At 61.5% G+C, this 18,169-nt stretch carries 17 protein-coding genes and 1 pseudogene; 9 read left to right on the forward strand and 9 right to left on the reverse strand.

Annotated features, from left to right (window positions below; genetic code table 11):
- Positions 1 to 36 precede the first annotated feature (36 nt).
- Entirely contained in the window at positions 37 to 1,560 is a 1,524-nt protein-coding gene (gene ubiD, locus ACYVHK_RS02205) for a UbiD family decarboxylase (protein WP_460527128.1), read from the forward strand.
- Between the two features lie 75 nt (positions 1,561 to 1,635).
- Positions 1,636 to 2,649: a DUF475 domain-containing protein gene (locus tag ACYVHK_RS02210; protein WP_460527130.1), complete on the forward strand. Its 1,014-nt coding sequence runs from the start codon at positions 1,636 to 1,638 to the stop codon at positions 2,647 to 2,649.
- Positions 2,650 to 2,863: 214 nt separating this feature from the next.
- Here the strand turns inward: ACYVHK_RS02210 and ACYVHK_RS02215 are convergent.
- Positions 2,864 to 3,151, reverse strand: a pseudogene (locus ACYVHK_RS02215) (DUF3579 domain-containing protein); the annotation flags it as partial.
- 83 nt (positions 3,152 to 3,234) lie between these two features.
- Here ACYVHK_RS02215 and ACYVHK_RS02220 point away from each other — a divergent pair.
- The 6 genes from ACYVHK_RS02220 to ACYVHK_RS02245 all read left to right on the forward strand — a co-directional run bounded on the left by ACYVHK_RS02220 (position 3,235) and on the right by ACYVHK_RS02245 (position 10,655).
- Positions 3,235 to 5,229 (forward strand): aminotransferase class I/II-fold pyridoxal phosphate-dependent enzyme, encoded by a 1,995-nt coding sequence (locus ACYVHK_RS02220; protein WP_460527132.1) that lies wholly within the window; start codon positions 3,235 to 3,237, stop codon positions 5,227 to 5,229.
- Positions 5,230 to 5,288: 59 nt separating this feature from the next.
- Positions 5,289 to 7,058 carry a diguanylate cyclase gene (locus ACYVHK_RS02225; RefSeq protein ID WP_460527134.1) on the forward strand — a complete coding sequence of 590 codons (1,770 nt, stop codon included), beginning with the start codon at positions 5,289 to 5,291 and terminating at the stop codon, positions 7,056 to 7,058.
- Positions 7,059 to 7,164: 106 nt separating this feature from the next.
- Entirely contained in the window at positions 7,165 to 8,085 is a 921-nt protein-coding gene (gene argF, locus ACYVHK_RS02230) for an ornithine carbamoyltransferase (RefSeq protein WP_460527136.1), read from the forward strand.
- 144 nt (positions 8,086 to 8,229) lie between these two features.
- Positions 8,230 to 8,604, forward strand: coding sequence for a 5-carboxymethyl-2-hydroxymuconate Delta-isomerase (locus ACYVHK_RS02235; protein ID WP_460527138.1), 375 nt, complete (start codon positions 8,230 to 8,232; stop codon positions 8,602 to 8,604).
- A gap of 20 nt (positions 8,605 to 8,624) precedes the next feature.
- On the forward strand, positions 8,625 to 9,842 hold the full coding sequence (locus ACYVHK_RS02240; protein WP_460527140.1) for an argininosuccinate synthase: 1,218 nt from the start codon (positions 8,625 to 8,627) through the stop codon (positions 9,840 to 9,842).
- Positions 9,843 to 10,103: 261 nt separating this feature from the next.
- Positions 10,104 to 10,655 (forward strand): DUF2799 domain-containing protein, encoded by a 552-nt coding sequence (locus ACYVHK_RS02245; RefSeq protein WP_460527142.1) that lies wholly within the window; start codon positions 10,104 to 10,106, stop codon positions 10,653 to 10,655.
- A 15-nt stretch (positions 10,656 to 10,670) separates the two neighbouring features.
- Here the strand turns inward: ACYVHK_RS02245 and ACYVHK_RS02250 are convergent, their stop codons facing one another.
- The 8 genes from ACYVHK_RS02250 to dnaX form a co-directional block, all read right to left on the reverse strand.
- Positions 10,671 to 12,407: a tetratricopeptide repeat protein gene (locus ACYVHK_RS02250; RefSeq protein WP_460527144.1), complete on the reverse strand. Its 1,737-nt coding sequence runs from the start codon at positions 12,405 to 12,407 to the stop codon at positions 10,671 to 10,673.
- Positions 12,408 to 12,496: 89 nt separating this feature from the next.
- Positions 12,497 to 12,757, reverse strand: coding sequence for a cell division topological specificity factor MinE (gene minE, locus ACYVHK_RS02255; RefSeq protein WP_460527147.1), 261 nt, complete (start codon positions 12,755 to 12,757; stop codon positions 12,497 to 12,499).
- 3 nt (positions 12,758 to 12,760) lie between these two features.
- Positions 12,761 to 13,570: a septum site-determining protein MinD gene (gene minD, locus ACYVHK_RS02260; RefSeq protein WP_460527149.1), complete on the reverse strand. Its 810-nt coding sequence runs from the start codon at positions 13,568 to 13,570 to the stop codon at positions 12,761 to 12,763.
- Positions 13,571 to 13,600: 30 nt separating this feature from the next.
- Positions 13,601 to 14,341, reverse strand: a complete 741-nt coding sequence (minC, locus tag ACYVHK_RS02265) for a septum site-determining protein MinC (protein ID WP_460527151.1) — start codon at positions 14,339 to 14,341, stop codon at positions 13,601 to 13,603.
- Positions 14,342 to 14,476: 135 nt separating this feature from the next.
- Positions 14,477 to 15,073 carry a recombination mediator RecR gene (gene recR, locus ACYVHK_RS02270; RefSeq protein WP_460527153.1) on the reverse strand — a complete coding sequence of 199 codons (597 nt, stop codon included), beginning with the start codon at positions 15,071 to 15,073 and terminating at the stop codon, positions 14,477 to 14,479.
- Entirely contained in the window at positions 15,070 to 15,522 is a 453-nt protein-coding gene (locus ACYVHK_RS02275; RefSeq protein ID WP_460527155.1) for a hypothetical protein, read from the reverse strand. The genes recR and ACYVHK_RS02275 overlap by 4 nt, the downstream gene beginning before the upstream one ends.
- Positions 15,523 to 15,547: 25 nt before the next feature.
- Positions 15,548 to 15,880, reverse strand: coding sequence for a YbaB/EbfC family nucleoid-associated protein (locus ACYVHK_RS02280; RefSeq protein WP_460527157.1), 333 nt, complete (start codon positions 15,878 to 15,880; stop codon positions 15,548 to 15,550).
- Positions 15,881 to 15,919: 39 nt separating this feature from the next.
- The gene (gene dnaX / locus ACYVHK_RS02285; RefSeq protein ID WP_460527159.1) at positions 15,920 to 17,734 is read right to left on the reverse strand and encodes a DNA polymerase III subunit gamma/tau; all 1,815 of its coding nucleotides are present in this window, start codon (positions 17,732 to 17,734) and stop codon (positions 15,920 to 15,922) included.
- Positions 17,735 to 17,795: 61 nt separating this feature from the next.
- Between dnaX and ACYVHK_RS02290 the strand changes: the two genes are divergently transcribed.
- Positions 17,796 to 17,996 (forward strand): oxidoreductase-like domain-containing protein, encoded by a 201-nt coding sequence (locus ACYVHK_RS02290; protein WP_460527162.1) that lies wholly within the window; start codon positions 17,796 to 17,798, stop codon positions 17,994 to 17,996.
- Positions 17,997 to 18,169: the final 173 nt, after the last annotated feature.

An 18,169-nucleotide genomic window follows, 5' to 3' on the forward strand; every position in this document is an offset into this window, starting at 1 on the left:
CCTTGCTGGTGCAAGGTGGGCCTGGATGCCTCCTGCATGAAATATAACGATCTACGCGACTTTATTGCCCAGTTGGAAGCCATGGGCGAACTCAAGCGCATCAAGACCCCGGTGTCGTCCCACCTTGAGATGACCGAAATCTGCGATCGCGTACTGCGCGCGGGTGGACCGGCGCTGCTGTTTGAAAATGTACCAGGCCATGACATGCCGGTCCTGGGCAATCTGTTCGGCACCCCCAGGCGGGTGGCGCTCGGTATGGGGGCAGAGGAGGTCGGCGCACTGCGGGAGATCGGCAAGCTCCTGGCCTACCTCAAGGAGCCGGAGCCGCCCAAGGGCCTAAAGGACGCATGGGAGAAATGGCCCATCCTCAAGCAGGTGCTGAACATGGCGCCCAAGGTGGTCAAGCGCGCGCCCTGCCAGGATGTGGTGTGGGAGGGCGAGCAGGTTGATCTGGGCCGTATTCCGATCCAGCATTGCTGGCCTGGTGATGTAGCGCCACTGATCACCTGGGGCCTGGTGGTCACCCGTGGGCCGCACAAGCCGCGGCAGAATCTCGGCATCTACCGCCAACAATTGATCGGTCGCAAGCAGCTGATCATGCGCTGGCTGGCCCATCGTGGCGGCGCGCTGGATTTTCGCGAGCATGCCATTCGTCATCCCGGTCAGCCTTTCCCGATTTCGGTGGTGCTGGGCTGCGATCCCGCCACCATCCTCGGCGCGGTCACGCCGGTGCCGGATGCACTGAGCGAGTATCAGTTCGCCGGCCTGCTGCGCGGCAGCAAGACCGAGCTGGTGAAATGCCTGGGAAACGAGCTGCAGGTGCCGGCCAGTGCCGAGATCGTGTTGGAAGGCCATATCGCGCCGGCCGAGCCAGGCTGGACCGGTGTCAGCGAAGCGGGCATCCCGATGAAGGAAATTGGCGGCTACCTGCATGCGCTGGAAGGCCCCTACGGCGACCATACCGGCTACTACAACGAGCAGGACTGGTTCCCGGTCTATACGGTGGACCGCATTACCACCCGTCCCGACCCGATCTACCACAGCACCTATACTGGCAAACCACCGGATGAGCCGGCCGTTCTCGGCGTGGCGCTGAACGAGGTGTTCGTGCCCATCCTGCAAAAGCAGTTTCCCGAGATCACGGATTTCTACCTGCCGCCCGAGGGATGTTCCTACCGCATGGCCATCGTGAGCATGAAGAAGGCCTACCCGGGTCATTCCAAGCGCGTGATGTTCGGCGTCTGGAGCTTCCTGCGCCAGTTCATGTATACCAAGTTCATCGTGGTGGTGGATGACGACGTCAACACCCGCGACTGGAAAGAAGTCATCTGGGCAATCACCACCCGCATGGACCCTTCGCGCGACACGGTCCTGGTGGACAGCACCCCGATCGACTATCTCGACTTTGCCTCGCCGGTATCGGGCCTGGGCTCCAAGATGGGGCTCGATGCGACCAACAAGTGGCCGGGCGAGACCGACCGCGAGTGGGGCGTACCGATCACCAAGGATGCCGCGGTCAGCGCCCGGGTCGACCAGATATGGACGGAGCTGGGTCTCTAGCCTGCCTCCGATACCACCACAACCAGGCTTGCCCCACGCAAGCCGCAAGACAATAAAACCGATTTAGGGAGGCCCATGGCCACACTGTTCAAATTCTTCAAGAGTTCCATCATCGTCACCATGGCCGGCCTGGTCATCGCCTACCTGCTCGGCGGCCCCAAGGCGGCCTTCATCGCCGCCATCCTGTCGGTGCTGGAAGTATCACTGTCGTTCGACAATGCCGTGGTGAATGCTACCGTGCTCAAGGACATGGATGCCAAGTGGCGCCAGCGCTTCATGACCTGGGGCATGCTGATCGCCGTGTTCGGCATGCGCGTCGTGTTCCCGGTCCTGATCGTCGCGGTGATTGCCGGGCTCGATCCCTGGTCGGCACTGATGCTGGCCGTCGGCCAGCCCGAGAAGTACGCCGCCACCCTGACCTCGGCCCATGTCGTGGTCGCCGGGTATGGTGGTGCCTTCCTGATGATGGTCTTCCTGAAGTTCTTCCTGGACAAGGAAAAGGACGTGCACTGGGTACGTCTGATCGAAGTGCCGCTGAGCAAGCTGGGCAAGATGGAGTCGGTCGCGATCGCTGTCTGCCTGGCCGTGGTCTACATCATGTCCACCCTGCTGCATGCCCATGAGCAGCTCTCATTCCTGCTGGCGGCGGTTGCGGGCCTGATTACCTATATCGTGGTCGATGGCTTCGCAGCCTTGCTGGAGACCGAGGAGCATGGCGATAGCGGCATGGTGGCACGCACCGGCCTGTCTGCCTTCCTCTACCTGGAAGTACTGGATGCCAGCTTCAGCTTCGATGGCGTGATCGGCGCGTTCGCCCTGTCCAACAATATCTTCATCATCGCGATTGGCTTGGGCATCGGGGCGATGTTCGTACGCTCCCTGACCATCATGTTCGTCGAGAAGGGCACGCTCGACGCGTTCCGCTACCTTGAGCACGGTGCCTTCTATGCGATCGGTGCGCTCGCCACCATCATGTTCGTCGGTACCTTCTACGAGATTTCCGAAGTGGTGACCGGCCTGATCGGCGCGGGTTTCATCGGGCTCGCATTCTGGTCCTCGCTGCGACATAACAAACGTGTCGCCACCTGACCACACCTGCCACAGGTACAAATAACAAAAGGCACGCTCCGTCAGAGGCGTGCCTTTTGTCTGTTACCGCATCCACGGACGGCTTTGCCGACCCGAAGGCGGCGATGAAACTATGGATTGGAGCTTTTGCTCAGTCGAGGTCGCAGGGACTCAACTGCCTGCAGATGGCAGGTGGGTTTGCAGAGAACTAACCCAAGAACTGGCTAGGGTAGTGCTCTTCAAGTAGTTGGCGGCAGTCGACAACGCGAAGGTCGTTGTCCTTGGCAAAACTCATCAAAAAACCGTACACGCGCGGATCTATCTTTTCGAGCTGCTTGTCGATGGCGACGCAGCGGACGTTTTCCATGACCATGGGGCGGACATACGGTGCGTATGACAGCTTCTGGTCCGTACCGAAACTCGATAGGATGCCTGCCAGTCGTTCCGCCCAGTCAGACGGGCGGAATTCACGGCCATTGCGGGTAAGGCCTTGGATGATGACTTCGTATGGGTTGCAAATCATCGCAGTACGCTTGGGCTTGGATTATTCTTGCGGGCTTGGATGCTGACCCCATCCGATATCTAATAAAAGAATAGGAAGAGACCGTGCCAAAACCGATAAGCCGTATTTTACTGGTAAACGACGAGCAGCAGGTGCTCAAAGCGCTGGTAAAAGGATTAAATGCTGCAGCGCGACAATTGGAGAACCCGCTAGGCGTTAGCTTTGCCTGTGTGGAGACCGCACGCGAGGCACTCGCCGCCATCCGTGACGATGGCGAAATACAAGCTGTCATTGTAGACGATCAACTCCACCGGCTCGGTGAAGCTGCCAAGGGCAAGGCCGGCAGCAAGAAGCTGCAGATGTCCGCGCTGGAGCTGGTTCACGCCATCCACGAGCTGCGGCCAGAGGTGGATGTCTACGTCCTGATCGCCCAGCAGGACGAGGACGAGGTGGTCAACACCCTGCTTTGCGAGACGGTAGACGGCTACTTTTATCGCGACGACCCGGACTATCTGGGCTGGTACCGGATTCTGAACGCCCAGTTGCAGGAACGTGCGCAGACGCCGTTCTACGACAAGCTCAAGCAATACGTCTTCATGGCCAAGGATGCCTGGCATACCCCGGGCCACAGCTCCGGCGATAGCCTGCGCGGCAGCCCTTGGGCCGAAGACTTCTACGATTTCATGGGTGAGCACATGTTCAAGGGTGACCTGTCGGTGTCGGTCCCCATGCTCGATTCCCTGCTGCACCCCACCGGCATCATCGAAGACGCGCAGCAACTGGCTGCCAAGGCCTTCGGTGCCCGCCGCACCTTCTTCGCCACCAACGGCACCTCCACCGCCAACAAGGTGATCCTGCAGACGCTGCTGGCACCGGGCGACAAGCTGCTGCTGGATCGTAACTGCCACAAGTCGGTGCACCATGGCGTTGTGATCTCCGGCGCGCTGCCGGTCTACCTGGATTCGAGCACCAATCTCGAGTACGGCCTGTTCGGGCCGGTGCCCAAGGCGGTGATCTACAAGACCATCGAGGACAACCCCGATGCCGCGGCGATGATCCTGACCTCGTGTACCTACGACGGCCTGCGCTACGATCTCAAACCCATCATCGAAGCCGCGCACAAGCACGGCATCAAGGTCATCATCGACGAAGCCTGGTACGGCCACGGTCGTTTCCATCCGGAGTTCCGGCCGACGGCGCTGGAAGCCGGCGCGGACTTCGCGACCCAGTCGACCCACAAGGTCATGAGTGCGTTCTCGCAAGCGTCGATGATCCATGTCAACGATGCCGAGTTCAACGAGCATGTGTTCCGCGAGAACTACAACATGCACACGTCCACCAGCCCGCAGTACAGCATGATCGCCAGCCTCGATGTCGCGCGCCGGCAGATGAGCATGGAAGGCTACAAGCTCTTGAGCCGTACGCTGGGCTTGGCGGCCGAACTGAAGGAACTGATCAACTCGACCGGCGTGTTCCGGGTGCTGGAGCTCGAAGACCTGCTGCCGGAGGAAGTGAAGCAGGACGGCGTGCGGCTTGATCCGACCAAGGTGACGGTGGATATCTCCGCCTGCGGTTATACGGTGGATGAGCTGCAAAAGCTCTTGTTCGAGCGCTATAACATCCAGATCGAAAAATCGACCTTCAATACCATCACCCTGCTGCTGACCATCGGGACCACCAAGAGCAAAGTGTCGCGTCTATACGACGCCCTGATGCGTATCAGTCGCGAGACGCGGGCGCCGCGTCGGCTGTACCGCACACCGGCCATCCCGCACTTCACCAGCCTCAAGTATCTGCCGCGTGACGCCTTCTACTGCGGTGGACAACTCGCACCGCTGCTGGACGAAGCCGACCAGGTCAACCAGAAACTGGCCGGCTGTATTAGTGCCGACCAGATCGTGCCCTATCCCCCTGGCATACCGGTACTAGTGCCCGGCCAGGTCATCACGCCGGAAATCATCAGCTATCTCGTCAACCTGTTGCGCAGCCAGAAGCAGGTCGAGCTGCACGGCGTGGTTTTTGATGGCTGGTTGCCGTGTATCCGGGTACTGACCGATGAAGACACTGCCGGCCTGCGGCCGCTGGACTCCGCTACCTGAATCGCGCATGCTTGTGCACCATGACCCGGGTGGCTCAAGTCCCTCTCACCGATAAGAAAATGGACGCCAAGGAAGTAGCCACGCTGAATGCCGAAGCGTGGCTACTCCAGTATGGCGATCCTCAGCGTGCGCGCGCCCTGGCCGAACAGGCCCTGGCGTTGGCAGGCCAGGATGGGGATGCCGCCGGTGCTGCCTATGCGCGGGTCTCGCTGGCCTGCTTTGAAATGCGGCACGGCGACCAGCACCTGGCGCGCAGCGAATTCCAGGCGCTGAAACGCTATTTCGAAGATGAGCAAGACCTGCGTGGCCTGATGCGCGCCTGCTTTGGCATTTCGGTGCTGCTGTCGCGGGAGGGCCTGTCAGACGAGGCCTATGCCGAGCTGATCGGCTTCCTGTCCTACCTCGAGGGCGCCGAACCGGTCGATTCCTTCGTCATCTACAACGCCCTCGGGCTGTCCAGCATCGAAGCGGGACAGCTCGACGAAGGCATGCGCCATTGCTACAGGGCGCTGACCTCGGCCCGTCTGCTCGACTCTCCCGATCACCTGGCGCTGATCCTGTCCAACCTGGGCGACATACAGCACGGGGTAGGGAACTACGAAGACGCCATTCGCTTCCTGATCGAGGCGGATGAGATGGTCGCCAGATCGCACCTCGCGGCGCTGGCGCCGCTGGTTTCCAGCAACCTGGCCCTCTGCCAGATTGCCATTGGTGCTCACGAAGCCGCCTACGAGACCATACAACCTTATCTGGAACTCGAGAACGACACGATCCGTATCGGCAAGGCCGATGCCGCTTTCTTTCAGACCATCGCGGCGCACACCTACACAGCCCATGGCAAGTGGGCGGAGGCTGCCAGCATGGCGGAGCGCGCCCTGGCGGCGGCCGAGGCGGCAGGGGAGCTGCGGGTCGTCACCCATTGCTTCTGGGTGTTGGGGCTGGTAGCGAGAGGGCAAGGCAAGGCCGATGAAGCGCTACGGTTCCTCAAGGAAGCCGAAGCCAGGCTGGGCAAGATCAAGGACCCCTACTACCCGGTCCAGGTCATGCGTGAACTGGCGCAAACCTATGCCGATCTGGGGCGCTGGCAGGAAGCCTACGATAGTCTTGAGCAGCATCAGTTGCTGTACCAGCGCTCCCTGGGCAGTGCCGCCCGGGCTCGGACCCAGATCACTCGCATCCAGAGTGAACTGGCCGAGGCCGAGCGCGAGCGCGACTTTGCCCTGCTCAAGCAGGCCGAGGCTGAAAATGCCCGCGCCGAGATGGAAAAACTGAACCGACAGCTCGCCACCAAGATGGGGGAGATCGAGCGCTTGCAGGCCAAGCTGCGCGACCAGGCGATCCGTGATCCGCTGACTGAACTCTACAATCGCCGCTATCTGCAGGAAGAGCTGTCCAACCAGATCCTGCTGGCGGCACGGCGGCAGTATCCGATCTGCGTGGTGCTGATCGACCTGGACCATTTCAAGGCAGTCAACGACCGTTACGGCCACCCCATGGGGGACAAGGTGCTGGTCGAGATGGCGAGGATGCTGCACGGCAATATCCGCGGCTCGGACTTTGCCTGCCGCTTCGGTGGCGAGGAGTTTTGCCTGGTGCTGCCCGACATGAATCTGGCCCTGGCGCAGATCCGGGTCAGGGAGCTGCTTGAGCACTTCCATGCCCTGGTCGTGGTCGCCGGCGAGCAGCAGATCGACAAGCTAACCTTTTCCGCCGGTATCGCCGAATACCCCCGGCATGGCCAGGAACCGGGCAGCCTGCTATCGGCGGCGGACGGCGCGCTGTATCGCGCCAAGGCATGTGGAAGGGACCGAGTATTCGACGCAGGTTGATGTCGATATTCCATAAATCGGTGTCGCATAGGCGAAAATCCTGCTTGACCGGCGCGGCGTGCTCGGAGAAGCTCAAAGCTTTTCCGCAACGCACAAGGACCCCAGCATGACGGTCAAGCACTTCCTCCAGTTCACCGACTTCACCCGTGACGAATACGAGCACCTGTTCGTCCGTAGCCGAGTGCTGAAGGAACGCCTGCGCCGAGGGGAGCTCTACCAGCCACTGGCCGGCAAGACCCTGGCCATGATCTTCGAGAAGAGCTCTACCCGTACCCGGGTCTCCTTCGAGGCAGGCATGAATCAGCTTGGTGGCCACGCCATGTTCCTGGCATCCAAGGACACCCAGCTGGGCCGTGGTGAGCCGATCGAGGATGTCGCGCGGGTCATCGGCCGCATGTGCGATATCGTCATGTTGCGCACCTATGAGCAGACCATCGTCGATACCTTTGCCCACTACTCGCGGGCACCGGTGATCAATGGCCTGACCAATGAATACCATCCCTGCCAGACCCTGGCGGATATCTTCACCTATATCGAGCACCGCGGCAGTATCGAGGGCAAGACGGTGGCCTGGATCGGGGATTCGAACAATATCTCCCGCACCTGGTTGCAGGCGGCCAGGATCTTCAATTTCAAGCTGCGCCTGGCCTGCCCCAAGGGCTATGAAATGAAGGTACTGGACGGGATCGACTACGGTGCCGGTCACTTCGAGCAAACCAACGATCCGCGCGAGGCTGTCGACGGTGCTGACTTGGTGTCCACCGATGTCTGCGTCTCCATGGGTTTCGAGCGCGAAAGCCTGCAGCGACGTGTTGATTTCCTGAGCTACAAGGTCAGCAATGAGCTGATGAAACTGGCGGACAAGGAGGCGGTGTTCATGCACTGTCTGCCGGCTCATCGCGGTGAGGAAGTCGATCCGGACGTGCTCGATGGCCCGCAGTCGCTGGTATGGGATGAAGCGGAGAACCGCATGCATACCCAGAAGGCGCTGGTCGAGTACCTGCTGCTGGGCAAGGTCAGCAACTAACCCTGTATCGGGGTGGGTGATTTGCCTCGCGCAGGCAGGGCGCCCACTCACCGCTGTCCATCTGCCTGGATTGATCCACATGCCTTTGTGATCGATCCGGACCGGAATAAGATTGCACTTCCTACCCTCAGATTGCCTCGTACCATGCCGCATCTCGTACTCGAATACACCGACAACCTCCCGGATCAGCCGGACTTCAAACAGCTTTTTGCCGAGCTGCATGCTGCGCTGGTGACGCTGGAGGATGTCAAACTCAGCGATATCAAGAGCCGTGCGATCAAGCTCGAAGATTGGTACGTGGGTGATGGCAGTGCCAGCCACGCCTTTGTCCATCTCAAGCTTTATATGATTGATCGACGCACCGACGACTTCAAGCGCCAGGCCTTGTCCGTGCTTCAGCCCGTCGTGGCCAGTCACTATGCGCGTTCGCTCGCCGAGCGTGACTGCCAGCTGTGCTTCGAGCTGCTCGATATACGCGGTGCGTTCTACGCCAAGATTGTTTCCCCCTCCCTGAATTGAACCGAAGCAGGTAAGTCGCCATGTCCGATATCAAGAAAGTCGTCCTCGCCTATTCCGGAGGCCTGGATACCTCCGTCATCCTCAAGTGGTTACAGGATGTCTACCAGACCGAAGTGGTCACCTTCACGGCCGATATCGGTCAGGGCGAAGAGCTGGAACCCGCCCGCGCCAAAGCCATCAAGCTGGGCATCAAGCCCGAAAACATCTATATCGAGGATCTGCGCGAAGAGTTCGTGCGCGATTTCGTGTTCCCGATGTTCCGCGCCAACACCATCTATGAAGGCGAATACCTGCTTGGTACCTCGATCGCCCGTCCGCTGATCAGCAAGCGCCAGATCGAGATCGCCAACCTGACCGGCGCTGATGCCGTCAGCCATGGCGCAACCGGCAAAGGTAACGACCAGGTTCGTTTCGAGCTGGGTTACTACGCCCTCAAGCCCGGTGTGAAGGTGATTGCGCCGTGGCGCGAATGGGATCTGCTGAGCCGTGAAAAGCTGCTGGATTACGCCGAGAAGGCGGGCATTCCGATTGAAATGAAGCACAAGGCCGGTGGCGCGCCGTACTCCATGGATGCCAACCTGCTGCATATCAGCTTCGAAGGCCGCCACCTCGAGGACCCGAAGGCCGAGGCCGAAGAAAGCATGTGGCGCTGGACCGTGTCGCCGGAAGCGGCACCGGACGCGGCCGAGTATGTGGACCTCGAGTTCGAGCGTGGCGATGTGGTCGCCGTCAACGGCGTGCGGGCCAAGCCGCATGAACTCTTGGCCAAGCTCAACGAGCTGGGTGGCAAGCACGGCATCGGCCGCCTGGACCTGGTCGAAAACCGCTACGTCGGCATGAAGTCGCGCGGCTGCTATGAAACCCCGGGTGGCACCATCCTGCTGAAGGCCCACCGCGGTATCGAATCGATCACGCTGGACCGCGAAGTGGCGCATCTGAAGGACAACCTGATGCCACGCTACGCCGAGGTGATCTACAACGGCTACTGGTGGAGCCCGGAGCGCCGTGCCATCCAGGCGCTGATCGACCAGACCCAGGAACGCGTCAACGGCTGGGTGCGGGTCAAGCTGTACAAGGGTAGCGTGACCGTGATCAGCCGCGACTCCAAGGATTCGCTGTTCGACCAGACCATCGCGACCTTTGATGATGACGGCGGCGCCTACAACCAGAAGGATGCTGAAGGCTTCATCAAGCTCAACGCGCTGCGGATGCGGATTGCCGCAGCCAAACGTGGCTGATCTGCCCGCACTACCCCGGTGTCAATGTGCTGACGAGCGCAGCGAGGCTCCCCGCCGGCGGGCGGGGCGGAGGGGCAGGGATTCAATCAGGGAAGCGCCACTTTGTTGGGGCTAACCCTTCGCCAACGCCCGGGTCTCCCGGGCGTTTTCGTTGCAGCTATCCCTTATGCATTCGCCAATCGCGTGCGCTAGGCGCTTATTCAGGGCGGATTCAACTGCCGACTTCTAGACTGAGTGCACATTGAGCCAGGGAGCCAGAAAATGAAGATGATCGCCTTGCTGGGTGCGACGATACTGCTGGGCGGCTGTGCCGCCATGAGCGAGGCAGAGTGTCGTACCGGGGATTGGTATGGGGTCGGGGAGAAAGACGGTCGGGATGGTCAGAAGGACAGGCTGGGTGATTATGCAGAGGCTTGCCAGAAGACGGGTGTACTACCCAATCCCGGTGAGTATTCCCGTGGGCGGGAGCGTGGCCTGATGGCGTACTGCACGCCTGCCAATGGCTACCGGGTCGGTAGGGAAGGCCAGAGCTACCGCAATGTCTGCGCCCCCGAGCTGCAGGACGGTTTTTTGCGCGAGTATGAACAGGGTCGCGTGCGCTATGAGTTGCAGCAGGACATCGCCAATCTGGAAAGCAATCTGCAAAGCTGGGGCCGACAGATCGATCGCCTGAACGAGCAGATCAGCAAGGCGCAGTCGGACGATGAGCGCAACAAGCTTCGGCGGGATAGGGATAGCTACGAGCGGCAGCGGCGCGACGGCCAGGTCAGGTTGACGGTGTTGCGCGCCCGCTGGCTGGTCCAGGGCGACTAGTCGCCCTGGCAAGCATCAGGAAGCGTCGGCTGCGCTCAGTTGCGCAGGGGTCAGCAGGCGCTTCACTTCGGCCATGCGGCCTTGCGCAGCGTTATCCTGCTGGGCGGCCTTTTTCAGCCAGCGATACGCTTCAAGATTATCAAGCGGTACGCCGCGACCGGCGAGATACAGCAGGGCGAGGTTGTACTGGCCGATGCTGTTGCCCTGCTCGGCGGACAGGCGCGAATACCTGACGGCCTGATTGTCATCCTTCTTGACGCCCCGGCCGGTCATGTACATGAAGCCAAGGTAGGCCTGTGCCTCGGCATGATTCTGGTCGGCCGCCTTGCGATACCAGTCGACGGCCAACTGATTGTCCGGCGATACCCCCAGTCCCTTGCGATAGCGCAGTCCGAGTTGCGTCTGCGCAGCCGCATCGCCACCCTCCGCCGCCTTGCGCAAGTCGGCCAGTGCCAGACCTGCCAGGGCGCTGGCATCGGGCGCCTGCGGTGCCGGCGCTTCCATGCTGACCGGCTGGGCCACGCTGGCCTCGCTGACCGGTTCCGCCGCCTGGGGCAGTGGTGCCGGATCGACAGGCAGGGCTGGCTGGCCCGGACTGGCGTGCTGTTCCTTGGAGCTGAGCAGGGCGGCGCCCACGGCGGCCACCACGATCAGCCCCAGGCCGATGCCCACCAGCTTACCGCGGCTACCCGGCGTCTCCTGCTTGCTGTCACGACGCCCCGTCATGCCGATCGGGCTGGGCGAGAATTCGTCATCAAGGCGCGGCGTGAACGGGGCGTGCACATGGCCGGCCGGGTGCAGGACCGGGCTAGGCTGCATCGTGAACACGCCCGATGTCTGTGGCGGTTCGGTAATGGCGAGGCTACGGCTGTCCACTTCCAGGCTCTCGAAAGCCTTGATGCAGGCGTCGAGGCTGGTGAAGCCACCGTGCAGCACGGGCTTCTGCATTTTCTTGACCAGGGCGGGCAGGCTTTCCTGGTGGGCATCCTTGTAATAGTCGATGCGATGCAGGGAAATCTGCTTGAACCAGTGCCCCAGTGCGTACAGATCGACCCGCCAGTCCAGATTGTTGATCGCAAGGTCGGGCATCAGCACGCTGTCGTACTGGCGACGGGCTGCGTCGGACAATTCATACCAGCTGCTCTTGCCAGCTTCGCCAACCAATTTGGCGTAGATCTGCCAGTCACGCTGTATGGCTTCGCGCATCTGCGGCGCCAAATAGCTGGCATCGGGGCTGGCCAGATCGATAAACAGGGGTTTCTCGATACGCTGCTGGCTGCTGCGAGCCACGCCGAAGTCGATCAGTTTCAGGCTGTCGAAGTCGATTTCCTGCTTGTCGTTCTGGCGCAGCACGATGGTATCGGGCCGTAGGCCACCGTGTACCAGTCCGGCGCGGCTCAGATGCGCAAGGGCTCGCAGGGCGGCCAGGATCAGCCTGACCAGGTCGCTGGAGCGTTGGAATGGGTGTTCCAGCTCACCGACCGGTGTCGCCAGCCAGTGTGTGAGCGGATGTCCATCGGCCTCGAGCACCAGCGCGCGCCGGTCGAGGTCCACACCCACAAAGCGCGCAGCGTAACGCTGGTCGCGCTGGAAACCCTGCAGGATGCGTGCCTCGTGGCAGAGCCAGTAGTCGGCTGCCGGATAGTCCGCGGACAAACGCTTGCACCAGCGCTCTGTGTCGCGCTGGCTGAGGAATTTGTCGAGCTGGATCGAACGCTCTGTCTGGGTGATGGCTTCTGTGGTGTCGTTCATGGTGGTGGATCGTTATATCCCTGCTCTGTGGCGGGCTTGGCAGCGATTATGGCAGCAAAAAGCCGGGATGGAACCCGGCTTGATAACGATCAGCGCTTGGCGGCTTCCGGCAGCACGATGTTCACCTCCAACACATCGTAGTCATCCTGACGCTCCAGCGATACCTTGATGTCGTCCTGGCCAACCGAGACGTACTTGGAGATGACGGCGATCAGCTCCTGTTGCAGGGCCGGCAGGTAGTCCGGACCACCGCGGCCGGCCCGCTCGTGGGCCAGGATGATCTGCAACCGCTCCCGTGCCACCGAGGCGGACTTCTTCTTGTTACCGAGCAGATAGTCGAGAAAGGACATGCTTTATCCTCCGAACAGGCGTTTGAGCCAGCCTTGCTTGGGGGCCTCGATAAAGCGCAGCGGCCGATCTTCGCCCAGGAAACGCGACACGACGTCCTTGTATGCATCGGCAACTTCCGAGCCTTCCAGGTGGACGGCGGGGGTGCCGCTGTTGGACGCCTGCAACACCGACTCCGATTCAGGTATGACCCCGATCAGCGGAATACGCAACAAATGCTTGATATCGTCGAGCGACAGCATCTCGCCGGCGTCGACGCGCTTTGGCGAATAGCGGGTGATCAGCAGGTGCGCCTTGATGCTCTGGCCTTGTTCCGCCTTGCGCGACTTGGCATCCAGGATGCCGAGGATGCGGTCCGAATCGCGTACCGAGGAGACTTCCGGATTGGTGACGACCAGTGCTTCGTCGGCGAAGTACAGTGCCAGCAGGGCACCGGTTTCGATACCGGCAGGCGAATCGCAGATGATGTAGTCGAAGCCGTCGGCTTCCAGTTCCTTCAGCACCCGCTCCACGCCGTCGCGCGTGAGGGCTTCCTTGTCACGGGTCTGGGAGGCAGGCAGGACGAACAGGTTGTCGCAGTGCTTGTCCTTGATCAGTGCCTGGCTAAGCTTCGCTTCGCCCTGGATCACGTTGACGAAGTCGTACACCACGCGGCGCTCGCAACCCATGATCAGGTCAAGGTTACGCAGGCCGACGTCGAAATCGATCACGGCGACCTTGTGGCCTCGCAGTGCCAGACCCGATGCAAAGCTTGCACTGGTGGTGGTCTTGCCTACGCCCCCTTTGCCGGAGGTCACAACGACAATTTTGGTCACGGTATTTTCCTGAGTTTTATGAATCGGTTGTCAGTCCAGCGTCAGCGCTTCGATGACCAGTTTGTTACCGTCCAGCCGCACCTGGGCGGCTCGACCTTTGATGCTGGCCGGAAGGGGCTCGTCGATAGCGCGGTATACCCCTGCTACCGACAGCAGCTCGGCTTCCATGCAATGCGTCAGGATACGGGCTTCGGTGTTGCCACGGGCACCCGCCAGGGCGCGGCCACGCAAGGGGGCATAGACATGAATATTGCCGTCGGCGATGACTTCTGCGCCGTGGCTGACCAGAGCCAGCACGATGAGATCGCCACCGCGGGCGTAGACCTGCTGCCCGCTGCGTACCGGCTTGTCGATGATCAGTGTCGTCTGCGCGATAACGGCCGGGGCCGCCGGCTTGGCGTCGGCAGGCTCCGGGGTGGCTTCGCGCAGTGGTGCATCCGGCAGCAGTACCAAGCCGGCACCGCTGGCTGCGGTGCGTGCCGCCGGCTGGCCGCCTCGGGCGGCGATCGGTTGCAGGCCCGCCTTGCGCAACAGCGCCACCAGGCCGGAGACGTCGAGCACGGTCGCCTCGCCCGGCCAGTCGGCCAGATCAACCACGACGGCATCGCCACCAAAGAAATCGGCACGGCCGCCCAGCTTCTGGTCCAGTGCGGCTTCCAGTTCGGCGAGGTTGGCGGTTTTGGGCGCGAAAGCGATCAGGTTGAGTGCTGCGCTCTTGATTTCGAAGAGCGTATTGCTGCGAGAAGGGGCCGGCTTGACGGAAGCGGTCATTGAGGGCGCTCGTGGGCGGCGTAAGTGACAAAATTGCTGCCGAGTTTACTCGGTTCGGCGCGCATGCTTCAACAACTGGCATGCTTTTGGCTGAGTATTTGAATATCAGCGAAAGCTACTCAATTGTTCTTGGGTCTAAAGGCTGCGGCGTTCGATCATGGCTTGCGCCAGCGTGCTGCTGTCCACATGCTCCAGCTCCCCGCCCGAGGGCAGGCCGCGTGCTATGCGGCTGACCCGCAGCCCTTGCGCTTGCAGCAGCTCAGCCAGGTAGTGCGCGGTGGCTTCGCCTTCGACGGTAAAGTTGGTCGACAGGATCACCTCCTGCACCCGGCCATCCTGGGCACGCGCCAGTAGTTTGTCGAAATAGATATCGGCGGGGCCGATGCCATCGAGGGGTGACAGCCGACCCATCAGGACAAAGTAGTAGCCCTTGAAGGCCAGTGTCTGCTCCATGCGCAGCAGGTCGGCCGGCATCTCCACCACGCACAGCTGTTCACTATCGCGCGCGCTATCGGCGCACAGTTCGCACAGATCCAGTTCGGTAAAGGTATTGCAACGCTCGCAGTGCTTGAGTCGGGCCAGGGCATCGGCCAGGGCGTGGGCCAGGCCCGCGGCACCGGCCTGGTTATGCTGCAACAGGTGATACGCCATGCGCTGGGCAGACTTCGGCCCGACGCCGGGCAGTACCCGCAGGGCATCGACCAGTTGATTGAGCGAGGAGGGGGTTTTCATGCGTGGGCAGGCACCTGGTAGCGTTCCCGCAGCCGCCGATGGCGCCACTGGAAAAGGGCGTGGATGATACGTCGGCTCAGCCAGCCTGGCACACCACGTCGTGGCGTAAAGCTGACACTATCGTTGAGGGTACAGGTGTTGTCTTTGCCAACAATGCGTCGCTCGTGGCGCCAGACGACCTGGCTCGGCAGGCTGGAACGTTCCACGAAGCCATCCTGGCCTATCTGTTCGAAGCAAAGTTCGTCGTAGTCGACAGGCAGGCAGCCAAACAGCCACAACCAGTAGCGACCGAGCACGACGTCGCAAGGTAGCTCGAGCAGGGATTGCCAATGACGGGAGGGGAAGCGCATCCGCAGCCAGGGGGACAGCTCGAAGTTACCCCCGGCGACGGTCAGTTGCTCGGCCCGCACCTGTTGGACGCTGGCCGCCAGTGTGGAACTGAAGTGCAACTGGCAGCGTTCTCCTCCCATGAGCTTAGAAGGGCAGCTTCATGCCTGGTGGCAGGTTCAGGCCGGCGGTGAAGCTGGCCATCTTTTCCTGCGAGGTTTGCTCGGCCTTGCGCAGTGCATCGTTGAACGCTGCAGCGATCAGGTCTTCCAGCATTTCCTTGTCATCGCCGTCGATCACACTCGGGTCGATGGTGATGCGGCGGACCAGGTGATGGCAGTTCATGACGATCTTGACCATGCCGGCACCGGATTGGCCTTCGACATCGACATTGGCCAGCTCGTCCTGAGCCTTCTTCATGTTGTCCTGCATTTGTTGGGCTTGCTTCATCAGGCCGCCCAGGCCGCCTTTGTTGAACATTGGCTACTCCTTGATACGAATGAGAGGGGAAATACGTGTTTAGACCGTATCGGTACGTGCCTGGATCGAGTCGGGAAGGACGGTGGCGTCGAATTCCGAGATCAGGTTCTGTACGAACGGGTCGTTATTGATGGCGGTGGTGGCGTCAGCGAGGCGTGCCTGCCGCTCACGCTGCTGCTGTGCGGCCGGCGTGGCATCGCTCGATCCACCGACGGTAATGCTGACATGGGCCCGTTCGCCGAAATGCTGGCTCAGTAGTTGTTCCAGCTTGTCGCGATAGTCAGGCCCGGCAACCACCCTGTGTGCGTCCGGGACGATCAGGTTGAAGCGCAGACCATCGTGGCTGTGCAGCTCGGCGTGTTGGGCCAGCATGCCGGCGAACCCGCCGGCCTTGAGCCGGCCGACCAGCGCCGCCCAGTCGCCATCAAAGGTAACGGGACCGCTGGGTTCGGCGGGCGCATCTTCCCAAGGGGCGGTTTCCCGGTTGTTCGCCGGTACGCTGTCCTCTGGTGGATGCCAGGGCGGGATATCGTCCTCGGCCGATGACATCACCACTTCGGTTTCGAGCGGCGGTTCGGGTGTCGCTGGCGCTGTTGGGGTCGGTGCTTCGGCTACGGGTGCGGCGATGGGCGTGGCCATCGTTGCGGCAGGTGGTTCGGCCGTGGTTATCGGTGCAGGTGCAGGTGCCGCTTGGGCCGGTGTTGCGGTCGGCAGGCTGCCTGCCTGTCCCGTTGGTGCTGCCTGTGTGGCCAGGGCCGGCAAGGACTGGCGGGTCGGGGCAAAGGCCAGCATGCGCAGCAGCGCCATGCTCAGGCCGGCGAACTCGTCCGGTGCCAGCGCCAGGTCGCGGCGACCGTGCAGGGCGATCTGGTAAAAGAGTTGCAGGTCTTCTGCGCTGAACAGTTGCACCAGGCGAACTAGCGCCGCGTACTGCGGATGGTCGGTGGCGATCGCGCTGGGTACCGATTGCAGCAAGGCCAGCTGGTGCAGTAGCGACGCCAGTTCCTGCAGGGCTGCATCACTGCCGACGCCACGGGTGGCGAGGCTTTCTGCCGCGGCCATCAGGCCCGGGCCATCATGTTCTGCCAGGCGCTCGAGCAACTGGTGGAGATAGCTTTGATCAACCGCTCCCAGCATGGCGCGTACACCAGCCTCTTCGACCTTGCCGGCACCGTAGGCAATGGCCTGGTCCAGCAGGGAAAGGGCATCGCGCATACTGCCTGCGGCGGCATGACCAAGCAGGGTCAGGGCGCCTGCTTCGTAGCTGATTCCCTCGGCATCCAGCACATGCTGCAGATGGCCGCTGACTTGCTGCGGCAGCATCTGCCGCAGCGAAAACTGCAGACAGCGGGACAGGACAGTCACCGGCACCTTCTGGGGGTCGGTGGTGGCCAGGATGAACTTGACGTGGCCGGGCGGCTCCTCCAGCGTCTTCAGCATCGCATTGAAGGCGCTCTTGGAGAGCATGTGCACTTCGTCGATGATGTAGACCTTGAAGCGACCCTGTGTCGGCGCGTACTGCGCGTTGTCCAATACCTCGCGGATATTGTCGATGCCGGTGTTGGAGGCAGCATCGATCTCCAGCAGGTCGACAAAACGGCCGGCGTCGATCTGCCGGCAGGCATCACAGACGCCGCAGGGCGAGGCGGTCAGGCCGGTCTCGCAATTGAGCGACTTTGCCAGAATACGGGCGATGGTAGTCTTGCCGACGCCGCGGGTACCGGTCAGCAGGTAGGCATGGTGCAGGCGCTGGTTCTCGAGCGCGTTGCTGAGTGCCTTGACCACATGCTCCTGGCCCACTAGCGTAGCAAAGGATTTTGGACGCCACTTCCTGGCGAGAACTTGGTAAGTCATGCCGGCGATTCTAGCAGAAGGACTCGCGGCATCCGGCGATTAGGAGTAGGGAACTAGAGATATGTCGAACCAGCAAACAGACTGGCCCTTGGATGACCCACCGCCGGAGGCGCCGATCTCTCCGGAGCCGGAGGCATGCTGCGGGAGTGGCTGCGACCCTTGCATCTTTGATTTCTATGCTGACGAACTGCAGCTATACCGGCGGCGGTTGCTGGAATGGGAGCAGCGGCAGGCAGCCAGGCAGGGCACTAAACTTATATAGCGAATTTTCGATCCCATAGCGTTACGCCCCGTCTTCGAGTGCGGTCTTTAAGGAATCTACCCGCTGATCGCACCAGGAACGCCCCGCTTGCGGGGCGTTTTGCATGGGGTTTGGGGTTTTTTGGGGTTTTCTGCGCTGATTTCAATCGCCGCTGTAGGTAGTCAGCGCGGAGC

Source organism: Chitinimonas naiadis (genome assembly GCF_054780835.1).